The organism is Paraburkholderia sp. BR14320 (genome assembly GCF_040948665.1).
GTDB lineage: Bacteria > Pseudomonadota > Gammaproteobacteria > Burkholderiales > Burkholderiaceae > Paraburkholderia > Paraburkholderia youngii.
This window is the reverse complement of the sequence record NZ_JBFPKG010000010.1, coordinates 42,018-60,397: the sequence shown is the minus strand read 5'-3', so window position 1 is coordinate 60,397 and position 18,380 is coordinate 42,018. Positions and strand designations below refer to the sequence as shown.

15 protein-coding genes and 1 pseudogene are annotated in these 18,380 nt (G+C 63.9%); 3 read left to right on the top strand and 13 right to left on the bottom strand.

All coding sequences use genetic code 11. The features are described from left to right. Positions 1 to 528: 528 nt before the first annotated feature. Positions 529 to 951, bottom strand: coding sequence for a hypothetical protein (locus AB3X89_RS12605; protein ID WP_368583564.1), 423 nt, complete (start codon positions 949 to 951; stop codon positions 529 to 531). Between the two features lie 714 nt (positions 952 to 1,665). Between AB3X89_RS12605 and AB3X89_RS12600 the strand changes: the two genes are divergently transcribed. Beyond that, positions 1,666 to 2,070 (top strand): helix-turn-helix domain-containing protein, encoded by a 405-nt coding sequence (locus AB3X89_RS12600; protein WP_176105912.1) that lies wholly within the window; start codon positions 1,666 to 1,668, stop codon positions 2,068 to 2,070. A gap of 43 nt (positions 2,071 to 2,113) precedes the next feature. Here AB3X89_RS12600 and AB3X89_RS12595 read toward each other — a convergent pair whose 3' ends face one another. Both AB3X89_RS12595 and AB3X89_RS12590 read right to left on the bottom strand, forming a co-directional pair. Beyond that, the gene (locus AB3X89_RS12595) at positions 2,114 to 3,097 is read right to left on the bottom strand and encodes a pyridoxamine 5'-phosphate oxidase family protein (protein WP_368583563.1); all 984 of its coding nucleotides are present in this window, start codon (positions 3,095 to 3,097) and stop codon (positions 2,114 to 2,116) included. A gap of 43 nt (positions 3,098 to 3,140) precedes the next feature. Continuing rightward, positions 3,141 to 3,781: pseudogene (locus AB3X89_RS12590) on the bottom strand (glutathione S-transferase family protein). A gap of 109 nt (positions 3,782 to 3,890) precedes the next feature. Between AB3X89_RS12590 and AB3X89_RS12585 the strand changes: the two are divergent. Both AB3X89_RS12585 and purU read left to right on the top strand, forming a co-directional pair. Further along, entirely contained in the window at positions 3,891 to 4,805 is a 915-nt protein-coding gene (locus tag AB3X89_RS12585; protein WP_368583562.1) for a LysR family transcriptional regulator, read from the top strand. Positions 4,806 to 4,941: 136 nt separating this feature from the next. Further along, complete coding sequence (gene purU, locus AB3X89_RS12580; protein WP_368583561.1) at positions 4,942 to 5,817, top strand: formyltetrahydrofolate deformylase; 876 nt, start codon at positions 4,942 to 4,944, stop codon at positions 5,815 to 5,817. Between the two features lie 58 nt (positions 5,818 to 5,875). Here purU and AB3X89_RS12575 read toward each other — a convergent pair whose 3' ends face one another. The 10 genes from AB3X89_RS12575 to AB3X89_RS12530 form a co-directional block, all read right to left on the bottom strand. Continuing rightward, positions 5,876 to 6,733 (bottom strand): glycine betaine ABC transporter substrate-binding protein, encoded by an 858-nt coding sequence (locus AB3X89_RS12575; protein WP_368583560.1) that lies wholly within the window; start codon positions 6,731 to 6,733, stop codon positions 5,876 to 5,878. Positions 6,734 to 6,915: 182 nt separating this feature from the next. Continuing rightward, positions 6,916 to 8,088: a 2Fe-2S iron-sulfur cluster-binding protein gene (locus AB3X89_RS12570; protein ID WP_368583559.1), complete on the bottom strand. Its 1,173-nt coding sequence runs from the start codon at positions 8,086 to 8,088 to the stop codon at positions 6,916 to 6,918. Positions 8,089 to 8,140: 52 nt separating this feature from the next. Then, complete coding sequence (locus tag AB3X89_RS12565) at positions 8,141 to 9,427, bottom strand: SRPBCC family protein (protein WP_368583558.1); 1,287 nt, start codon at positions 9,425 to 9,427, stop codon at positions 8,141 to 8,143. A 73-nt stretch (positions 9,428 to 9,500) separates the two neighbouring features. Next, positions 9,501 to 10,277 (bottom strand): electron transfer flavoprotein subunit beta/FixA family protein, encoded by a 777-nt coding sequence (locus AB3X89_RS12560; RefSeq protein WP_368583557.1) that lies wholly within the window; start codon positions 10,275 to 10,277, stop codon positions 9,501 to 9,503. Continuing rightward, positions 10,274 to 11,461, bottom strand: a complete 1,188-nt coding sequence (locus AB3X89_RS12555) for an electron transfer flavoprotein subunit alpha/FixB family protein (RefSeq protein WP_368583672.1) — start codon at positions 11,459 to 11,461, stop codon at positions 10,274 to 10,276. Before AB3X89_RS12555 ends, AB3X89_RS12560 begins: the two co-directional genes overlap by 4 nt. Positions 11,462 to 11,468: 7 nt before the next feature. Then, positions 11,469 to 13,394 (bottom strand): (Fe-S)-binding protein, encoded by a 1,926-nt coding sequence (locus AB3X89_RS12550; protein WP_368583556.1) that lies wholly within the window; start codon positions 13,392 to 13,394, stop codon positions 11,469 to 11,471. Positions 13,395 to 13,396: 2 nt separating this feature from the next. Continuing rightward, a complete protein-coding gene (locus tag AB3X89_RS12545; protein WP_368583555.1) occupies positions 13,397 to 15,460 on the bottom strand; it encodes an FAD-dependent oxidoreductase in 2,064 nt (687 codons plus the stop codon). A 25-nt stretch (positions 15,461 to 15,485) separates the two neighbouring features. Next, positions 15,486 to 16,025: a DUF5943 domain-containing protein gene (locus AB3X89_RS12540; protein WP_368583554.1), complete on the bottom strand. Its 540-nt coding sequence runs from the start codon at positions 16,023 to 16,025 to the stop codon at positions 15,486 to 15,488. A 35-nt stretch (positions 16,026 to 16,060) separates the two neighbouring features. After that, a complete protein-coding gene (locus AB3X89_RS12535; protein ID WP_368583553.1) occupies positions 16,061 to 17,032 on the bottom strand; it encodes a dipeptidase in 972 nt (323 codons plus the stop codon). An 18-nt stretch (positions 17,033 to 17,050) separates the two neighbouring features. Further along, the gene (locus tag AB3X89_RS12530; protein ID WP_368583552.1) at positions 17,051 to 18,325 is read right to left on the bottom strand and encodes a serine hydroxymethyltransferase; all 1,275 of its coding nucleotides are present in this window, start codon (positions 18,323 to 18,325) and stop codon (positions 17,051 to 17,053) included. Between the last annotated feature and the right edge of the window lie 55 nt (positions 18,326 to 18,380).

Here is an 18,380-nt window from a genome sequence, read left to right as displayed (position 1 = left end):
TGGAAATGGCTCGACTGCGGCGATGCGCGCCGGCGTTCGACGAAATGCGGAAATAATGACTCGATCTCCAAATTCGAATTTTTGTTGATAATTTATATTATGTCAAATGCCGCATTTGTCGAAGACAGCCACCACGGGGCCCTACGATGCCCAAACACGATAGCGAGCTGTCCAAAGCGCGAGTCTCCGTCGTACCGCAATCGACGCCCGGATGCTGGACGATTCAGTGATCGTCAACAAAGCTGGTTCGACAATTCAATGTCAACTTTCCGCGCACTCAATCAGATCCTTCACGAATTACGACCCTCCACTCGGATCGGGTGCTTCCATGCGCGCGATATGCCGCAATTAGACAATTGCTAAATCTTTCTTTGTGCCCTTGAGGAATAAGCTTTCAAGCTACCGCGAATACCGCTATCGCAGCTCAAGCGGATTTTTTATCGTTGTCTATTGGCTTGTGGCTCAGAGACGTTTCGCATTTTCTCCCGCCCGGCGAGCGTCTCCTCGCGCCAGAAGACTGCGCATGCGCTACGTACATTTCGACGCGGCGCACGGACACAACGCGTTCGCCGCGTTGCCGTTTGCCTCGGTCTTCGATGCATGTTCGAACACCCGTAGACGCTCGGCATCCGCAATCAGTCGTTTCTTGGTCGTCGAGCGTCCCGCCGATCCGAAGCCCATCACCTTTTCGTATTCACCCGGCCTGTCGTGCCTGAAACGATTAAAGAAGTCATCACCCGGCAGGCCATTATCAAGGCTCATCAGGCAGCCGTAGTCGAGCGACGCGCAATCGCTCAGCGAGCGCGCCGCGTCCGCCAACGCGCGATAACGGCTTTGCAACGGTTCGTCGCGACCGAAAAGAGCGTGCAGTTCCTGATAAGACACGAGTCTCTTGCGCCTGGCGGCACGCAATAGCATCGCGGCAATATCGCGGGTCCTATCAGTGTTCATGTCATTCTCCTTACCACCTGCCTGCAGTGCCCAATGGCACCGATGAGAGCGCTGCTGTCACCTTTGATCGTTTTATGCGTATCGAGTCAGAAAGTGCCCGGGGGAAAAGTATTTCCGGGTATTGAGCGACGCAGTCAAATTAAGCAGATGGTTACCGGAGTCGGGATTCACAGCGATACTCTGCGCGAATGTCCCGTTTTCCTATAGTCCGCCTGGAAAAGCGCCGCGAAACGGTTTTCAATCTTCAGAACCCATTTTTCGCAGATTTCAAGCGAATGCGACCCTGCATCGAAAAATGCATTCGAATTGCATTCGCAAAACAGAAATCCACGCATTCAAACGATTCTGTCTTCCGACCTGCCGCGCCCACTATCAAGCCCCAGACGCCAAGCTCTGTGCGGCTTGGCGGTATTTGGGGGCTATCGGCGCGAGCCCAGCCAGATTGATCTTTTCTTTAAATCAGTTCAATCAGGTTAGCAAACGTGAAATTCAATCGCAAGGAAGATCTTTACGGTTGTAGAAAGAAAAACATAGTGCGGACGTCTTACTCGACGATTACGTCGTTTTCTATCAGAGGAAAGACGCGATTGATTTTTTATTCTTTTAGACACAGCGGGCGACTTTTCGATTATCTGTAAGTGGGCGTGCCCTCTTCTCTGTCTACACCAGCAACCGATTGCAGTCCGGTCAGCGACCCAACGGCGGAGTTCTTCAATGCATCGACCGAATGACGATTTACCGACCGTCGCACGACGTCTCACGGCGGGCAAGAAACTGCTCGACGGCATCGCTGCGGCCGAGGTCGCGAAACAGATGGGAATGGCAAAGACGACCGTCGAGCGATACCGCAAGCTATTGGAGCAAGGCGGGCTCGACGCGCTCAGAAACATGAGCGTCGGCGGGCGCCATTCCGCACTCGCGGTGGCGGATCTGGACTGGTTGGCCGAGGCGCTGAGGGCCTCGCCGCGCGACTATGGCTTCGACTCCGATGGCTGGAGCAATGCGCGCATGCGCGAGCTGATAAGCCGTCAGTTCGGCATCTCTTACTCGCGGGTCTATGTATGGCAACTGGCCACCAGACTCGGCGTGTCTTACCGGCTCGGCCGAAATGCACACTAAAACGGCGGCCGCACCAGGCTAACGCACGCGCGTTCGCATCGGCTCAGGCGCTTTCTCGAACCTTTGGCAAAAACTGCGGCGCGAATTCGACCTGCGACCATTGGAACGGCAACGCGCCGCGGCTGCGCCGGACTTCGTCCACATGGAACCGCACGAGCCGCTGCGCGCCCGCAAATGCCGCGAGTTCGTCGCCGTCCCAGACGATCTCCGCTCGCACCGCCAGATAAAGCAGATCGCCGGTTGCGAAGTCGATGAACAGCAGGCCCGCGCGCGGATCGTGCACGAGGTTGCCGATCGTGTTGAAGAAGCGGTTGCCGCTGTAGTCGGGCGTGGTCAGCGTATTTGCGTCGTCCACGCGCACGAAGCCCGGTGCACCGCCGCGATGCGAGACGTCTACACCCTTCCCCACCCCCGCTTCCTCGCTCAGATTCGCACTGGCGATAAAGAACGTGTCCGCGCTCGCGAGCAATTCGCGGTCGGCACTGTCCAGGTGGGTGGAGATCTCGGGCTGCACGCCCGTCGCGGCCGGGTCCCGCTCGATGAAAGACGGCGTACGGCTCTGGATGTACTTCGGGCAATTGCCGAAACTCTGCATGACTTCGACCTGCAACGCGTCGCCCTGCACCGACCGTACGACGCCATTCACCCGATTGCGGCGCCGCGTGCGCGGCTCGATGCCCAGCGCGCCGAGCTGCGCCCCTTCGCGCCACGCCGCGGCGAGCGGATCGCCAGCCAATGCGCCGCCTTCGATGCGCAGCGTGCGCGCATCCGGTGACGTGACGAAGCCCGGCGAACTCGCGCGTAGCGTCGCCCACGGCTGACCGCTCGCATCGACGCCGCCGATCACGAGCAACGGCTGCGCGGCAAAGAACTCGCGATGCTGCTCCGGCATGAAACGGCGAATGCCCCGACGCCCCATCGACTCCGCCACGTCGCGCACACCCGCGCGCTGCTGCGCATCCTGCTCGCCGGCATGAAACGGCGACACGTCGGCTCCCCAGTTATTGAGCGGAACGAACTCGGACATGATCTGACTCCCTTGCAAGATCTGAAGCGGCTCTGAACGCGTATCACGCCGCCAGCAAACCCGCCTTCGTCGACGGCATCGCGATGAAACGCGGCAATGCTTCCACGCGACCCAGCCACGCACGAATATTGGGATACGGCTGCAACGACACGCCGCCTTCGGGTGCGTGAGCGATATACGTGTGCGCGGCGATATCGGCGATCGTGACGTGCGCGCCAGCCACGAACGGCTTGCCGGCAAGCTCCGCGTCGATCACGTCGAACAGCTTGACGGCGATCTGCTTAGCACGCTCGTGGTCGAGCGGCGCGCCGAATACGGTAACGAGCCGCGCCGCGCACGGCCCGTATGCGATCTGGCCTGCCGCGAGCGACAGCCAGCGCTGCACCGCTGCGGCGCCGATTGGATCGTTGGGCAGCCACGACGCGTCGCCATAGCGCTTCGCCAGATAAACGAGAATCGCGTTCGAATCGAACAGCGTCAGCTCGCCGTCCTGAATCGCCGGCACCTGACCGAACGGGTTCAGCGCGAGGTACGCGGGCTTGCGGTTCTCGCCCGCTTTCATGTCCAACACGATCACCTCGAACGCAGATCGAGCAGCGACAGAAACAGCTTCACGCGATGACCGTGGCCTGACAGCCGTGTCGTATACAGCTTGATAGGCTGGGCGGGTCGGGTGGCGGACATGGAGGTCTCCGGAGAGGTTGAATGACACGTCCAGCATAGGGCGTAGGCACTGTCGCGCGGAAGCCCGATAATCCGGGAAACACAGTCAAGCGAGAATGGACAATCGATCATGGCCGACGTGCGCAACGTGAACCTGAACCGCCTCGCGATCTTCGTCGCGGTCATCGACGCGGGCTCGCTGAGCGCCGCCGCGACGCGGCTCGGACTCGCGAAGACGATGGTCAGCACGCACATGCAGCGGCTCGAGGCGGAGGTCGGCGCGAGCCTGCTGGTGCGCACCACGCGGCGGCTCGGCGTCACCGAGGCGGGCCGCACGTTCTACGAGGCGAGCGTGAAGATACTGCGCGCCACCGAGGACGCGTTGAACGCGCTCGGCGGGGAAACCTCGCCGGTGCGCGGCACGCTGCGCGTCAGTGCGCCGAACGACTACGGCGCGCTCGTCGTCACGCCCGCGCTGGTCGAATTGCGCCGCACCCACGCGCAGCTCGACGTCGAGCTGCTGAGCAGTGACCGCTACGTCGATCTGATTGCCGATGGCATCGACGTCTCGATCCGGCTTGGTCGTCTCGCGGATTCGAACTATCGCGCGGTGAAGCTCGGCAGCTTCGTCAAGTGGCTCGTCGCGAGTCCCGAGTTCCTGCACACGTGGGGCGTGCCGGGTACGCCGGCCGCTTTGGAGACCCTGCCCTATTGCGCGTTGTCGGTGCTGCCGCATCCGTTGACGCTCGATCTGTGCCACGCCGACGGTAGAACCGCGAGCGTGCGCTGTGAGTCCGCTCTGCGTGTCAACACGGCCGATGCCTGCCGCGCGGCGACGCTCGCGGGCGGCGGCATCGGTCTGCTGACGGATTTTTCGATCGCGGACGACGTCGCGGCGGGACGGCTGATCCGGCTGCTGCCCGAATGGGCGACCGCGCCGGCGAGCATCCAGGCCGTGTTTCCGCCGACGAGTCACCCGCCGGCGAAAGTGCGCGCATTGATCGATACGCTGAAGCGAAGGCTCGCGGCGGACCCCGCGGATTAGCGCGGCAGATCCTCCTGGCGTTCCCATTCCAGCGCAACGGCGGTTAGCTTCTATCCCCGCGATCGCCCGATTTGCTCTACTGCGACGATGCGCGCCGCGCCCCGCGGCCTCGCCTGATCGTCAATGTGGAGAGCTCATGTCCGCCATTTCCCGTCCTGCTCAAGGGGTCCTCACCGTCGCGTGTCCGAGCGCGGCGGGCCAGGTTGCCGCCGTCGCCGGCTTTCTCGAACGGCATCGTTGCTATGTCGACGAACTCACCGTTTTCGACGACGAACTCAGCGAGCGCTTTTTCGTGCGCTGTGTGTTTCACCACGTCGATCGCGACGACGCGTTGCAGATTGCCACGCTGAAGCAGGAATTCGCGCCGATCGCCGAACGCTTCCGGATGACGTGGGCGATCCACGATCTGTCGGTCCGGCCGAAGGTCATGATCATGGTGTCGAAGCTCGAACACTGCCTCGCCGATCTGCTGTTTCGCTGGCGCATGGGCGAGCTGAAAATGGACATCGTCGGCATCGGCTCGAATCATCGCGATCTCGAACCGCTCGCGCGGCAGCACGGCCTGCCGTTCCATCATCTGCCGATCACCGCCGACACGAAGCCGCAACAGGAAGCGCAACTGCTCGAGCTGTTCGACTCGTCCGGCGCCGAGCTGCTGATTCTCGCGCGCTACATGCAGATCCTGTCCGCCGAAACGAGCCGCGCGCTCGCCGGGCGCGCGATCAATATCCATCATTCGTTCCTGCCGGGGTTCAAGGGGGCGAAACCGTATCATCAGGCCCATGCGCGCGGCGTCAAGGTGATCGGCGCCACCGCCCATTTCGTTACCGACGATCTCGACGAAGGTCCGATCATCGAGCAGGGAGTCGAACCGGTCGATCATTCGTACAGCCCCGAACGGCTGCTGACGACCGGACGCGACGTCGAATGCATTACGCTCGCGCGCGCGGTGAAGGCGTTCGTGGAGAGGCGCGTGTTCATCAACGGCGAGCGCACCGTCGTGCTGCGGTAAACAGAAAAACGCCGCTGAAAAGCGGCGTTTTCATCTGGCCGAGCCGGCGCTTGCCGACTTACTTCACCCAGCTATCCACGCGGTCCGAATGCGCGCTGATCCACGCGTCGGCCGCCGCAGTCGGCTTTTCACCATTCTGCGTGGCCAGCATCACCGTGTCGATCTCGCCCGGCTTCCATTGGAACTTCTTCAGGAACGCGACCACCGTCGGCGCTTTTTTCTCGAGCTCGGGATTCACCACCGTATCGACGTGCTCCGCTTCACCGAACACCTTCTTCGGATCGTCGAGGAATTTCAGCTTGTACTTCGCGAACATCCAGTGCGGCTTCCAGCCGGTCACGATGATCGGCTTGCTGGCCGCCTCCGAGCGCGCCAGTTCGGCGGTCATCGCGCTGCCGGAACTCGGCATCAGCTGATAGTCGAGCCCATAGGCCTTGATCGCCTCGCTGGTTTTCTGCATCACGCCAGCTCCAGCGTCGATGCCGACGATGCGCGCGCCGAATTCCGCCTTCTTCGCCTGCAGATCGCCGACGCTCTTCACGTCCACGTTGTCCGGCACGATCAGCCCGATCTTCGCGTCGTTGAAGTTCGCCCCGAGGTCGACCACCTTGTCCTTGAAGTTGTTCCAGTACGCGCCGTGCGTGACCGGCAGCCACGCGGACAGCGTCGCGTCGAGATCGCCGCGCGCCACGCCCTGCCACATCACACCGGCCGCCACCGGCACCAGTTGCACCTGATAACCGAGGCGTTTTTGGATCACCTCGGCGGCCACGTTCGACGTCGCAACGCTATCGTCCCATCCCTCCACGTAACCGATCTTGATGGTCGGCTTCGAATCGGCCGACACGCCCGCACTGACCGCCGCCAGCATCACCCCCAACGCGCTTGCCACCACTATCTTTCCGATCAGTCTCATCGACGTTCTCCCGTTGATACATTTGCCAATTGACGCGTTTGCCATCGAACCGCAGATCGCGCATTTAGAATCGCCAGCCAGAATTGCCAGGTAGTGTTGTTTTGCGACATGCAGTTGTCCGCATGCGACTTCCACGCACATCCGCGCAGTGTTTGCTGTTTCTTGTGGTGTTATCAGTCGTATTACTTGTCGACGACGAGATCGCTCAGCGGCTTGCTACAGCACAGCAGCACCATGCCCTGATCGATCTCGCGCTGACGGATACCGCCCGCGTGCTTCATCGCCACTTCGCCCGACACGAGCTTGACCTTGCAGGTGCCGCACATGCCTTGCGTGCACGACGCCGGCAGCCGCACGCCCGCCTGCTTCGCCGCTTCGAGCACGTGCTGGCCAGCGCCGCACTCGATCTCGCGATGACTGCGCGTAAAGCTCACCTTGTAGCGCGTTTCGGTTTCGACTGGCGCCGGCGCATCGCGCAGCTCGTCGGCGGCATGCGCTTCGGCCAATGGCGCGGCCACCTCGCTGACGGTCTCGAACGAGAAGCTTTCCTCGTGATAGTGCCGGCGATCGAAACCCCCTTCGTCGAGCAGCTTGCGCACCGCCTGCATATAAGGCGCGGGGCCGCAGGTGAAGATTTCGCGCTCCAGAAAATCCGGCGCAATCAGTTTCAGCAGCGGCAGCGTCAGAAAGCCGGTGATGCCGGGCCAATTGGTGCGCGCGCCCACGCGCTCGCAGACGAACGCGGTGCGGAAATGCGCCTGATTTGCGGCGATCAGATCGAGTTCGCGCGCGAAGATGATGTCGTCCGGCGTGCGCGCGCTATGCACGAAGACGATATCGCTGTCCTCGCCGAGTTCATGATGCGTACGGCTCATCGACATCAGCGGCGTGATGCCCGAGCCCGCCGACAAAAACAGGAACTTGCGCGCCGGATGCCGCGCGCAGGTGAATTCGCCGGCAGGCCCCAGCACGCGTACCTGCATGCCCGCATGCAGATGGTCGTGCAGCCAGTTGGACACCGGGCCGCCCGGCACGCGCTTCACGGTGATCGAAATCGTATGCGGCCGCGTGGGCGGCGACGAGATCGTATAGCAGCGATTGATCCGCTCGCCGTCGATCTCCAGCTCCAGCGTGATGAATTGCCCCGGCTCGAACACGAACGCCCGGCCGGATGGCGCGCGGAAGAAGAAGCTCTTCACGTCGTGCGTTTCGCTGCGGACCTGGCAGCACTCCAGCGTGTCGTCGGAATCACTGCTCCAGCGCGCCGGCAGCGCGTCCCAGAAGCGCGGCTGCGTCACACGGCTCAGCGCGCCGGCTGGATTCTGTGAAGTCTGCTCGATGTCCGCTTGAAACATGGCCTGATCGCGCATCATGGTTGTCCCCCCGCTCGTCATTGCGGTGTTGCACTCAGCGCGCGAACGACACGACTTTCTCGTCGTGCGCTGCTCGCGGGTTCGCGTCGTAATCCGCGAGACGGCCGATATACCATTCGCAGAACTTTTCGACGAGTCCTTCGGTGAACGGCGAATACGGACCCGGCTCATACGCGCTGCTCGTCGCGCCGCGCTGCGAATATTCGACGAGCGCGCGATCCTGGTCGTTGGTCGCTCGCCACACGGCGGTCAGGTTGTCGACGTCGTAATCGATGCCTTCGCGCGCGTCCTTGTGCACGAGCCATTTGGTGCGCACCAGCGTCTTGCCGGCCGACAGCGGAATCACCGAGAAACTGACGATATGGTCGCTCATGAAGTGATGCCACGAATTCGGCTGGGTCCAGAACGACAGGCCGCCGAGGTCGGCCTCCTTGAAACCGCCGAGCAGTTTCTTCGAGGCGATCTTCGCGTCGAGCGTCTGCGATTCGCCGTCGCGATCGAGCGGCAGACGTTGCGTGCGAAACCCGGTGACCAGATCGGCGAGCCGCTCGATTTCCGCCGATGGCAACTGCATCGCCTCCCACTGCGCGGTGCGGCGCGCGACCGTCGCCTCGAACGCGGCCATGCCCTCTTCGTTCGCCGGCGTGCGCTGATAACCGAAACCGTATTCGTACAGCGAGATGGTCAGCTCCGGATGGTTCGCGACGCAGTGATAGCACTCGCGATTGTTCTCCATCGTCAGCTTCCAGTTGCCCTCTTCGATGATGTCGATCGACGCGGCGATCTTGCAGCCGGCCAGATCGTGCGGCAACAGATACGGCTCCATCGCGGCGCGCATCACTGAAAAATCGGCGGGCGGCTGCTCGGCGAGACAGATGAAAATCAGCCCCGCGAGATTTTCGACATGCACCGCCTTCAGGCTATGTTTGCAGCGGTCGAACTGTTCGCCCATGTGCTCGGCGAACATCAGGTCGCCATTGAGGCTATACGTCCAGCTGTGATACGGACAGACGATATTGCCGAGCGAGCCCTTGCCGGTATTGCACAGACGCGCGCCGCGATGGCGGCAGACGTTATGAAACGCGCGCACCTGCATGTCGTCGTCGCGCACGATCAGGATCGAGTCGTTGCCGATCTCGACCGTCACGTAGTCGCCCGGCTCGGGCACGTCGGGCTCGACCGCGACCTGAATCCAGTGCTGGCGGAAAATCGCGTCGAGATCGAGCGCGAATATTTCCTCGCTCGTATAGAACGGCGCTTCCAGCGTGTAATTCTGCTTGCGGCGTTCGATCATTGCGCGAACGTCTGCGGAAACTTTCATTGTGTGCTCCGTTGCGTGTCACGTCTGGCGCCGCGCCAGGCCCTCCTGGTCGCATGCTGGCCCGAGCCGGAATTCAGTAATCCACCAGTTGATGCTCGCGCAAATACGCGAGGATCACTTGTGCTTTTTCGACGGAACTCCCTTCAATTACGACGCTGCCGCCGCGGCTCTCGGTCGTCGTCGCCGACAGCATGCGGGCGTGGCCCGAGCGCTTTTCGGCGGCGGCGAGTCGCACCGGTTTCGAGGCGGGGCCGATCGTCCACGCGGACTGTTCGGGAGTGGTGCGCTGCGGCGCGGCGCCGCCGACCGCGGCGGTGCGCTCGATCCTGCCTTCGCGCAGCCGCGCATACGCGTACGAGGTCGCGGCGTTCGCGAGCGGATGCACGGCGATCAACGCGGGCAGTCGCACTTCGACGCGCCGTCGCAGGCCCTTCGGCATGAACTGCCGGACTTGCGCACAACCGTCGCGCACAGCCAGATCCACGGCGGCGCCGACGAGCGGTACCGCCAGCGCATGCGCGACGCGATACGGCAGCATGCCGCTATCGAAGCCGCCTTCGGCGCGCGTGCCGGTGAGAACCAGTTCGTAGCCACGCAAACGCGCGGCGAGTTGCGGCGCCGGATCGGCGTCGGGTGGCATCTCCAGCACTTCGACCGAACGCGCGCCGAGGGCCAGATATTCGTTCAGTGCGGCGTTCGACGGATCGCCCGCATGCAGCACGTCGAGCGTCGCGCCGTGCGTTCTCGCGAGCGACAGCGCCAGCGCCAACGCCGCCGCATCGTTGCGGCTGTAGCGCGCGACGCCGCTAACCGGATGACGTCCGATTGAAACCAATACGGCGATCTTCATGCGAGCACTCCTTCGGCAAGCTTGCCCGGTTGCAGCAGTGCGGCCGACGTCGCACGCGCGCCGCGCGCCGCGGCCGCCGCTTCGTTGAGCGCCGCGATGGTTTCCTGCGCGTCCGCGATCACGGTCAGATTCGCGCGCTTGGCGATCGGCGCGCTCGCGTCGAGGTTCACCGCGATCACATGGCGGCAATCCTTGATGCCCTGAAGATGCTGCACAGCGCCGGAGATACCGAACGCGATATACACGCTCGCCTCGACGGTCTTGCCGGTCGCGCCGATCTGCTTGTCGCGCGTGAACTTGCCGTCGTCGACGGCGACCCGGCTCGCGCCGATCGCCGCGCCGAGGGTCGTCGCGAGCCGCTCGAACGCGGCTACGTCGCTCACGCCATTGCCCGCAGATACGATGAAGTCCGCTTCTTCCAACGCGACCTGCGCTGCGTCGATTTCGTCGATGCCGAGATCGCGTATTGCGCGTTGCACGAGCGGGCGATCCGCTTCCCGGTCGAAGCGCCACGCGACCCGTTCGCCCGCGCCGACGAACGGCAGCTTCGGGTCGACCGCATTCGGCGCGAGCAGCACGACTTCGGGCAGCGCGCGGCTGGCTAGCGCCGTATTCGCGCGGATATAGGTGGACACGTGCGCCGCATCGATCTCGACGACGTGCGTCGCGACGCTCGCATCGGCCACCGACGCATAACGGCGGCCCAGGTCGCCGTCGCCGGTCGCGTTGTCGGGCAGGAAGACATGGGCCGGCGCGTATGCGGCGACGCAGGCCGCCAGCGCATTCAGCTCATCGTCCGGCGCGTACGTGCGGCGATCGAACATCGGCAATTCGATCAGTTTGTCGGCGCCGAGCGCGGCGGCATCGCCGGTAAATTCGCCGAACACCAGCAGCGCGACTTCGGTTTGCAAGTCCGCGATCAGCGCCGCGGCGGCGAGCGTTTGCCGCGCATGTTCATCGAGCGCGCCGCGATCCGCGTGCGCCGCTACCAGCAGCACATGGTGCGGCGTGGCCGTCGTGCGGCGCGGCTTCGGCTGCTCGCGATGCGCGGCATGACGCGCATCAGCTAACGACGCACTGCCGCCGGCAGCCGTCACGCCAATTGCGCCGAGCGTGATGCGCCTGAGTCCCTGTGCCGTCACCGTGAACGGCCGGCGCGGATCGATTCGTTTGAGCGTATTCATCATCGCGTTACTCCAGCGCCGCGGCGACCAGTTCGGCCACGTCCAGCACTTCCGGGCGCGGCCCCACTACCCCTTCGAGCATCGCCGTGCAATTCGGGCAGCCGACCGCGACGATCTCCGCGCCGCTCGCGCGCGCGTCATCGATACGGATATCGGGAATCCGCCGTTTGCCGGGAATATCGGTCAACGGTGCGCCGCCGCCGCCACCGCAGCAGCGTCCGCGCATCCCGTGCCGCTCCATCTCGACCACCTTGATGCCGATGCTCTTCAACACACGGCGCGGCGCTTCGGTCTCACCGTTGTAACGGCCCAGATAGCACGGGTCGTGATACGTGATGTTGCGCTCAGTCACGGCGGCGGCCGCGCGCGGCGACAGCTTGCCGCTCGCGATCAGTTCGTCGATCAGCGCCGTGTGATGCTGCACCTGGTAGAAGCCGCCGAGCGCGCGATACTCGTTGCGCAGGCTATGCAGCACATGCGGATCGGCGGTGACGATGCGCGCGAACGAGTACTGCGAGAGCGTGCCGATCAGCGTACGAGCCAGTTGCTGGAACGTGGCTTCGTCGCCCAGACGCCGCGCGGTGTCGCCGGTATCGGTTTCGACGCCGCCCAGCACCGCGTAATCGACGCCGGCGCGGTTCAGCACCTTGACCAGCGCGCGCAGCGTGCGCTGATAGCGCATGTCGAACGCGCCTTCGCCGGCGATCAGCAGCACGTCCACATGACGGCCAGGCTGCGCGACCTGCACCTGCAGATCGACGGCCCAGTCGTAACGCGCGCCGATGTCGTAGCCGTTGCTGCTGCCGGTCTCGCGCAGATTCGCGAGCGTCGCCGGCCCCTTGCCCGGCACGCTGCCCTCGACGAGCGTCTGGTTGCGGCGCATGTCCACGATCGCGTCGACGTGCTCGATCAGCATCGGGCACTCCTGCACGCAGGCGCGGCAGGTCGTGCACGACCACAGCGTGTCGGCTTCGATCAGCGACGAGATCAGCGGCTTGCCCGGCGCGCCTCCATGCTTGCCGACCGGAATGCCGGGCGTCGGGCTGCCCGCGTACTGCGCGTCGGTGCCGCCGACCATGCCGGTCACCAGATCCTGAATCAGCTTCTTCGGGTTCAACGGCTGTCCCGCCGCGAACGCGGGGCACGCCGCTTCGCACTTGCCGCATTGCACGCAGGCATCGAAGCTCAACAACTGGTTCCAGCGGAATTCGACCGGCTTGCCGACCCCGTATTCCTTCGCGTCGAGCAGCGGCATTTTCAATGCCGTGGGCGGCACCGCGTCGGGAGCGTTACGCGCCGCGGCAGCATCGGCAAAGCGCTCCTGACGCGGATGAAACGCGAGGTGGAGCAACCCGGCCAACGCATGCTTCATCGGACCGCCGCGCGCCGCGCCGAACGTCATCGTGAACGCGCCCGCCGCGATCAGCAGCGCGACGATCACAGCAAGAGCACCGGACATCGCCGTCGCGGGCAATGCGATGAACAAGGCGAGACCGAGCGCGAACGAACCCAGCAGCAACGGCAACTGATCCCACGGTCCCCGCGAGAGCCGCGCCGGCACTGCTTTCGCCCCATGCCGGCGGCGCCAGACGAACACCGTGCCGATCAGCATCGCCAGCGCGGCGACGAAGATCAGCTTGTCGAGCCACGGCGAGTAGATCGCGAAGCCGTAGTTGACGAACACGAGCGCCATCGCGAGGATCGCTCCGCCCGCCGTCGCAACGTGCGTGCGGGCGATGTACGGATCGCGCGCAACCACATGATGCAGGTCGACGAAGTAGCGCTTCGGGATCGCGAGCAGATTGGCCCAGCCGTAGGCGCCCGCGACGGTCGCGCGGCCCTCGCGCCAGTAGGCGGCGCGGCGTGCCAGCGCGAACGCGAGACCGGCCACCGACACCCACAGCAGGACGGTGATGACAAACACGGGGCTCATCGTCAGAAATCCTTGCAAAGGCGCAGCGCGTCGTAGATCGCGCCGTGAATGTTGTGCATCGAGATGCAGTCGCCGACCCGGAACAGCAGGAAGCGGCCGTTGCCGAGTTCTTCGTCCAGACACGGCTGCGGTTCGGACGCGAACAGCTTGTGCACGTCGACCTGGCCGCGATTGAGCGATTCAGGCTTCAGCTTCCAGTAAAGCTGGTCGTTCGGCGTACTGCCGTTTTCGATCACCACCTGATCGACCGCGCGTTCTTCCTGCTCCTCGGTGTACTCGTTGCGGATCACGGCGATCTTCTTGCCGTCCTCCTCATACACCTTGTCGAGCCAGTAATTGGGCGTATGGATCACGCCTTGTGCGTACAGCCGGCGATAGAAGATCGGGAACGTGGTGCCGCCGACGTCGTCGGCAACCTTCACGTCGGGCGTGACGATCTCCACGTTCCCGCCACGGCTCGCGATGAAATCAGCGACGCCCGCGCCCGCATGCGTGCTGACGCCGTCGTACACGAGCACGTTTTTGCCCGGCTCGACCTTGCCGGCCAGCACGTCCCACGAACTGACCGCGAGCCCCGCGTCGACACCCCATGCCGCGACCTGCGACGTGAACGCCGAACCGCCGGTGGCGAGCACGACGATGTCGGGCTTCTCGGCCATGATGGTCCGCTCGTCGGCGGCGACACCGAGGCGGCGGTCCACGCCGAGGCGCTTCGTCTCCATGTCGAACCAGCGCACGATGCCCGCCATCTGCTCGCGCTGCGGCGCTTTCGCCGCCAGCATGATCTGGCCGCCGACGTGATCGTTCTTCTCGAACAGCACCACGTCGTGACCGCGCGACTTCGCGACGCGCGCCGCTTCGAGCCCCGCCGGTCCCGCGCCGACCACGACGACCTTGCGCTTCGGCCCGCGCGACTTCACGATCACGTGCGGCATCGTCGCTTCGCGTGAGGTCGCGGCGTTCTGCACGCACAGCACGTCGAGCCCGTTGTACTGACGGTCGATGCAGTAGTTCGCGCCGACGCACTGCTTGATTTCGTCCTCGCCGCCATCGCGGATCTTGATGACCATATGCGGATCGGCGATCTGCGCGCGCGTCATGCCGACCAGATCGACCATGCCGCTCGCCAGCAGCCGCTCGGCCTGGCCCGCGTCGCGAATGCTTTGCGCGTGCATCACCGGCACCTTGACGACCTGCTTGATGCCGGCCGCCAGATGCACGAACGGCTCGGGCGGCAGCGCCATCGGCGGCATGCAGTTGGCGAGCGTGTTGTGGGTGTCGGCGCCCGAACCGATCACGCCGAGATAGTCGATCAGGCCGCTCTCGCTCATTGCCTGGGCGATTTCCTTCAGCTGTTCGTGATCGAGCCCGTCTTCATGGAATTCGTCGCCGCACATGCGCAGGCCGACGCAGAAGTCGGCGCCCACCGCGGCGCGCACCGCCTGCAACACTTCGACGCCGAAACGCAGCCGGTTTTCGAGCGAGCCGCCCCATTCGTCGGTACGGAAGTTGGTGCGCGGGCTCCAGAACTGATCGATCAGATGCTGGTGCGCGGCCGAGATTTCGATGCCGTCCATGCCCGCATCCTTCACGCGCTTCGCGGCCGCCGCGAAGTCGCCGATGATGCGGCGAATCTCCTCGACCTCGATGATCTTCGCATTGCCGCGATGCACCGGCTCGCGCACACCGGACGGCGACATCAGATGCGGCCAGTGCTCGCCGTGAAACGCCGAGCGCCGTCCCATGTGAGTAGCCTGAATCATGATCTTCGCGCCATGCGTGTGCATCGCTTCGGCGAGCCGTGCGAGCGGATCGACGATCTTGTCGGTCGCGAGATTCACCGACTTCCACCAGCCTTGCGGGCTGTCGATCGACACCGGGCTCGACCCGCCGCACACGGCGAGTCCGACGCCGCCCTTGGCCTTTTCCTCGTAGTAGCGGATATAACGGTCGCCGGGCAGACCGCCCGGTTCCGCATAGACCTCCGCGTGCGCGGTACTGACGATGCGGTTGCGCAGCGTCAGCTTGTTCAACGTGAGCGGCTTGAAAAGGTTCGGGTAACGCATCGCGGTCGACCTCGGAATGCTCGGATTAGATTGATGCCAGCGGCGACACTTCGAACACGCAGTGTTCGTGTCCTTCCGCCGCACAGCGTGCTTCTTTCGATTGCGACGGCGGACCCTTGCGCGCGCCGTCGGGCACGGTGTCGTTGACCCAGTCCATCGCGCCCGCGAACCAGCCGGCGAACATGTAGCAGAGCTTGCCGGTCTTGCCCGGTTGCGCGAGCACGAACGACGAGTGCCGCAGTTCGATCCGCGCATGCGAGCTCGCCGGATCGGCTTCGATGATCCTGAACAGGCCCCAGCCGCGCTGCGACAGACGGTTCAGGTAGTGCTCGAATACCGCCATGCCGGTGAGGCCGTGCTGTTTCGCTTCCTTCTCGCACCAGAAATAGGCGGACTTGTAGCCGGCCTTGTAGAGAATCTCGGCGTACGTGTCGCGCCCGAGCGCTTCCTCGACGGCGACGTGGTTGTTGGTGAAGAAATGACGCGGCACGTAGAGCATCGGCAGCGCGTCCGTGGTCCAGACGCCGGTGTCCGGATTCACATCGATGGGCAGTTGAGGTTGCATGTGGGGAACTCCGTTTCTATCCGCTGTAAAAAGGCTCACACCTTCCAGACTTCGCCGAACACCCGTACCCAGTTCTCGCCCATGATCTTGCGGATGCGCGTCTCGCTCCAGCCGGCGCGTTCCATCGCGGCGGTCAGGTTCGGAAACTCGCCGATCGTGCGAATGCCTTCCGGATTCACGACCTTGCCGAAGTTCGTCAACTGGCGATAACGGCCCTTGTCGTGCGTGATCCAGTCGAAGAACTCGGTGCTGTAGCCCTGTGTGAAGTCCGTGCCGATTCCTACCTGGTCCTCGCCGATCAGATTCACCACGTACTCGATCGCCTCGATGTAGTCTTCGACGGTCGCATCGGGGCCGCGCTTCAGGAACGGCGCGAACATCGTCACGCCGACGAAGCCGCCCGCATCGGCGATCTCCTTCAGTTGCTCGTCGCTCTTGTTGCGCGGGTGCTCCTTGAGCCCGGACGGGCAGCAATGCGAATAGCAGACCGGCTTCTTCGACGCCGCGATCGCCTCCGACGAAGTCTTGCCGCCCACATGCGACAGATCGACCATGATGCCGACGCGGTTCATCTCCTGAATCACTTCGCGCCCGTAGCCGGACAGACCGCCGTCGCGCTCGTAGCAGCCGGTACCGACGAGGTTCTGCGTGTTGTAGCAAAGCTGCACCACGTTGACGCCGAGATCCTTGAACGCTTCGATATAGCCGAGGTTGTCCTCGAACGCATGCGCGTTCTGGAAGCCGAAGATGATGCCGGTCTTGTTCTCTTTCTTCGCGCGGAAAATGTCGTCAGTGGTGCGCACCAGCGTGAGGATCTCGCTGTACTGGCGGATCTGCTGCTTCATTTCGGCGATGTTGTCGACGGTCTTCTGAAAACTTTCCCAGACCGACACCGTGCAGTTCACGGCGGTGACGCCGCCTTTGCGCATGTCTTCGAACACCGAGCGCTCGAACTTCGAAATGTTCAGCCCGTCGATGATGATGCTGTTCTCGTGCAATTGACTCATCGTTTGCTCCGCACGTAATCAGTAAATGGGGAAGCGGTCGCACAGCGCGAAAATCTCGCGGCGCACGCGTTGTTCGGTGGCGGCGTCGCCTTCGGGGGACGCCCGCAGCGCATCGAGCACCTCGACGATCAGACGCCCGACGTCGCGAAACTCGCTGACGCCGAAGCCGCGCGTCGTGCCCGCCGGCGTGCCGAGGCGAATGCCGGACGTGACCGTCGGCTTCTCCGTGTCGAACGGAATGCCGTTCTTGTTGCAGGTGATGCCTGCGCGCTCCAGCGCCTGCTCGACCTGATTGCCCTTGAGCCCCTTCGGCCGCAGATCGACCAGCAGCAGATGGTTGTCGGTGCCGCCCGTCACCAGATCGACGCCGCCCGCTTTCAGCACGTCGCCGAGCGCCCGCGCGTTCGCGAGCACGCTGTCGATGTAGGTTTTGAAGCCCGGCTGCAGCGCCTCGCCGAACGCGACCGCCTTGCCGGCGATCACGTGCATCAGCGGGCCGCCCTGCAAGCCGGGGAACACGGCGGAGTTGATCTTCTTCGCGATCTCTTCGTCGTTGGTCAACACGAAGCCGCCGCGCGGACCGCGCAAGGTCTTGTGGGTGGTCGACGTGACCACGTGCGCATGCGGGACCGGATTGTCATGACGGCCGGCCGCGATCACGCCCGCGATATGCGCCATGTCCACCATCAGCTTCGCACCGACGCCGTCGGCGATCGCGCGCAGCCGTGCGAAGTCGAGCGCGCGCGGATAGGCGGAGAAGCCAGCGATCAGCAGCGTCGGTTTGTGCTGTTGCGCTAGTTCGTCGATCTGCTCGTAGTCGATCAGCATCGTGTCGCGCCGCACGCCGTACTGCACCGCGTTGAACCACTTGCCCGACAACGCGGGCTTCGCGCCGTGCGTCAGATGCCCGCCCGCGTCCAGCGACATGCCGAGCACCGTATCGCCCGGCTTCGTCAGGGCGAGCATCACCGCGCCGTTCGCCTGCGCACCGGAATGCGGCTGCACGTTGGCGAACTTCGCGTCGAAAAGCCGCTTGATACGATCGAGCGCTAGCATCTCGATCTCGTCGACGTATTCGCAGCCGCCGTAGTAGCGCTTGCCCGGGTACCCTTCCGCGTACTTGTTGGTCAGCACCGAGCCCTGCGCGTCGAGCACCGCGCGCGACACGATGTTTTCCGACGCGATCAGCTCGACTTGCGACTGCTGACGCTCGAGCTCTTTCAGAATGGCGCCGCGCACTGCCGGATCGCGCGCCGGTAGCGAGTCTTCGAAGAAGGGATTCGGGTTCGACATGGAAGGTCCGTAAGAACGTTGACGGGGAGGCCGTTGCGGGTTGCCGGCGGGGTCG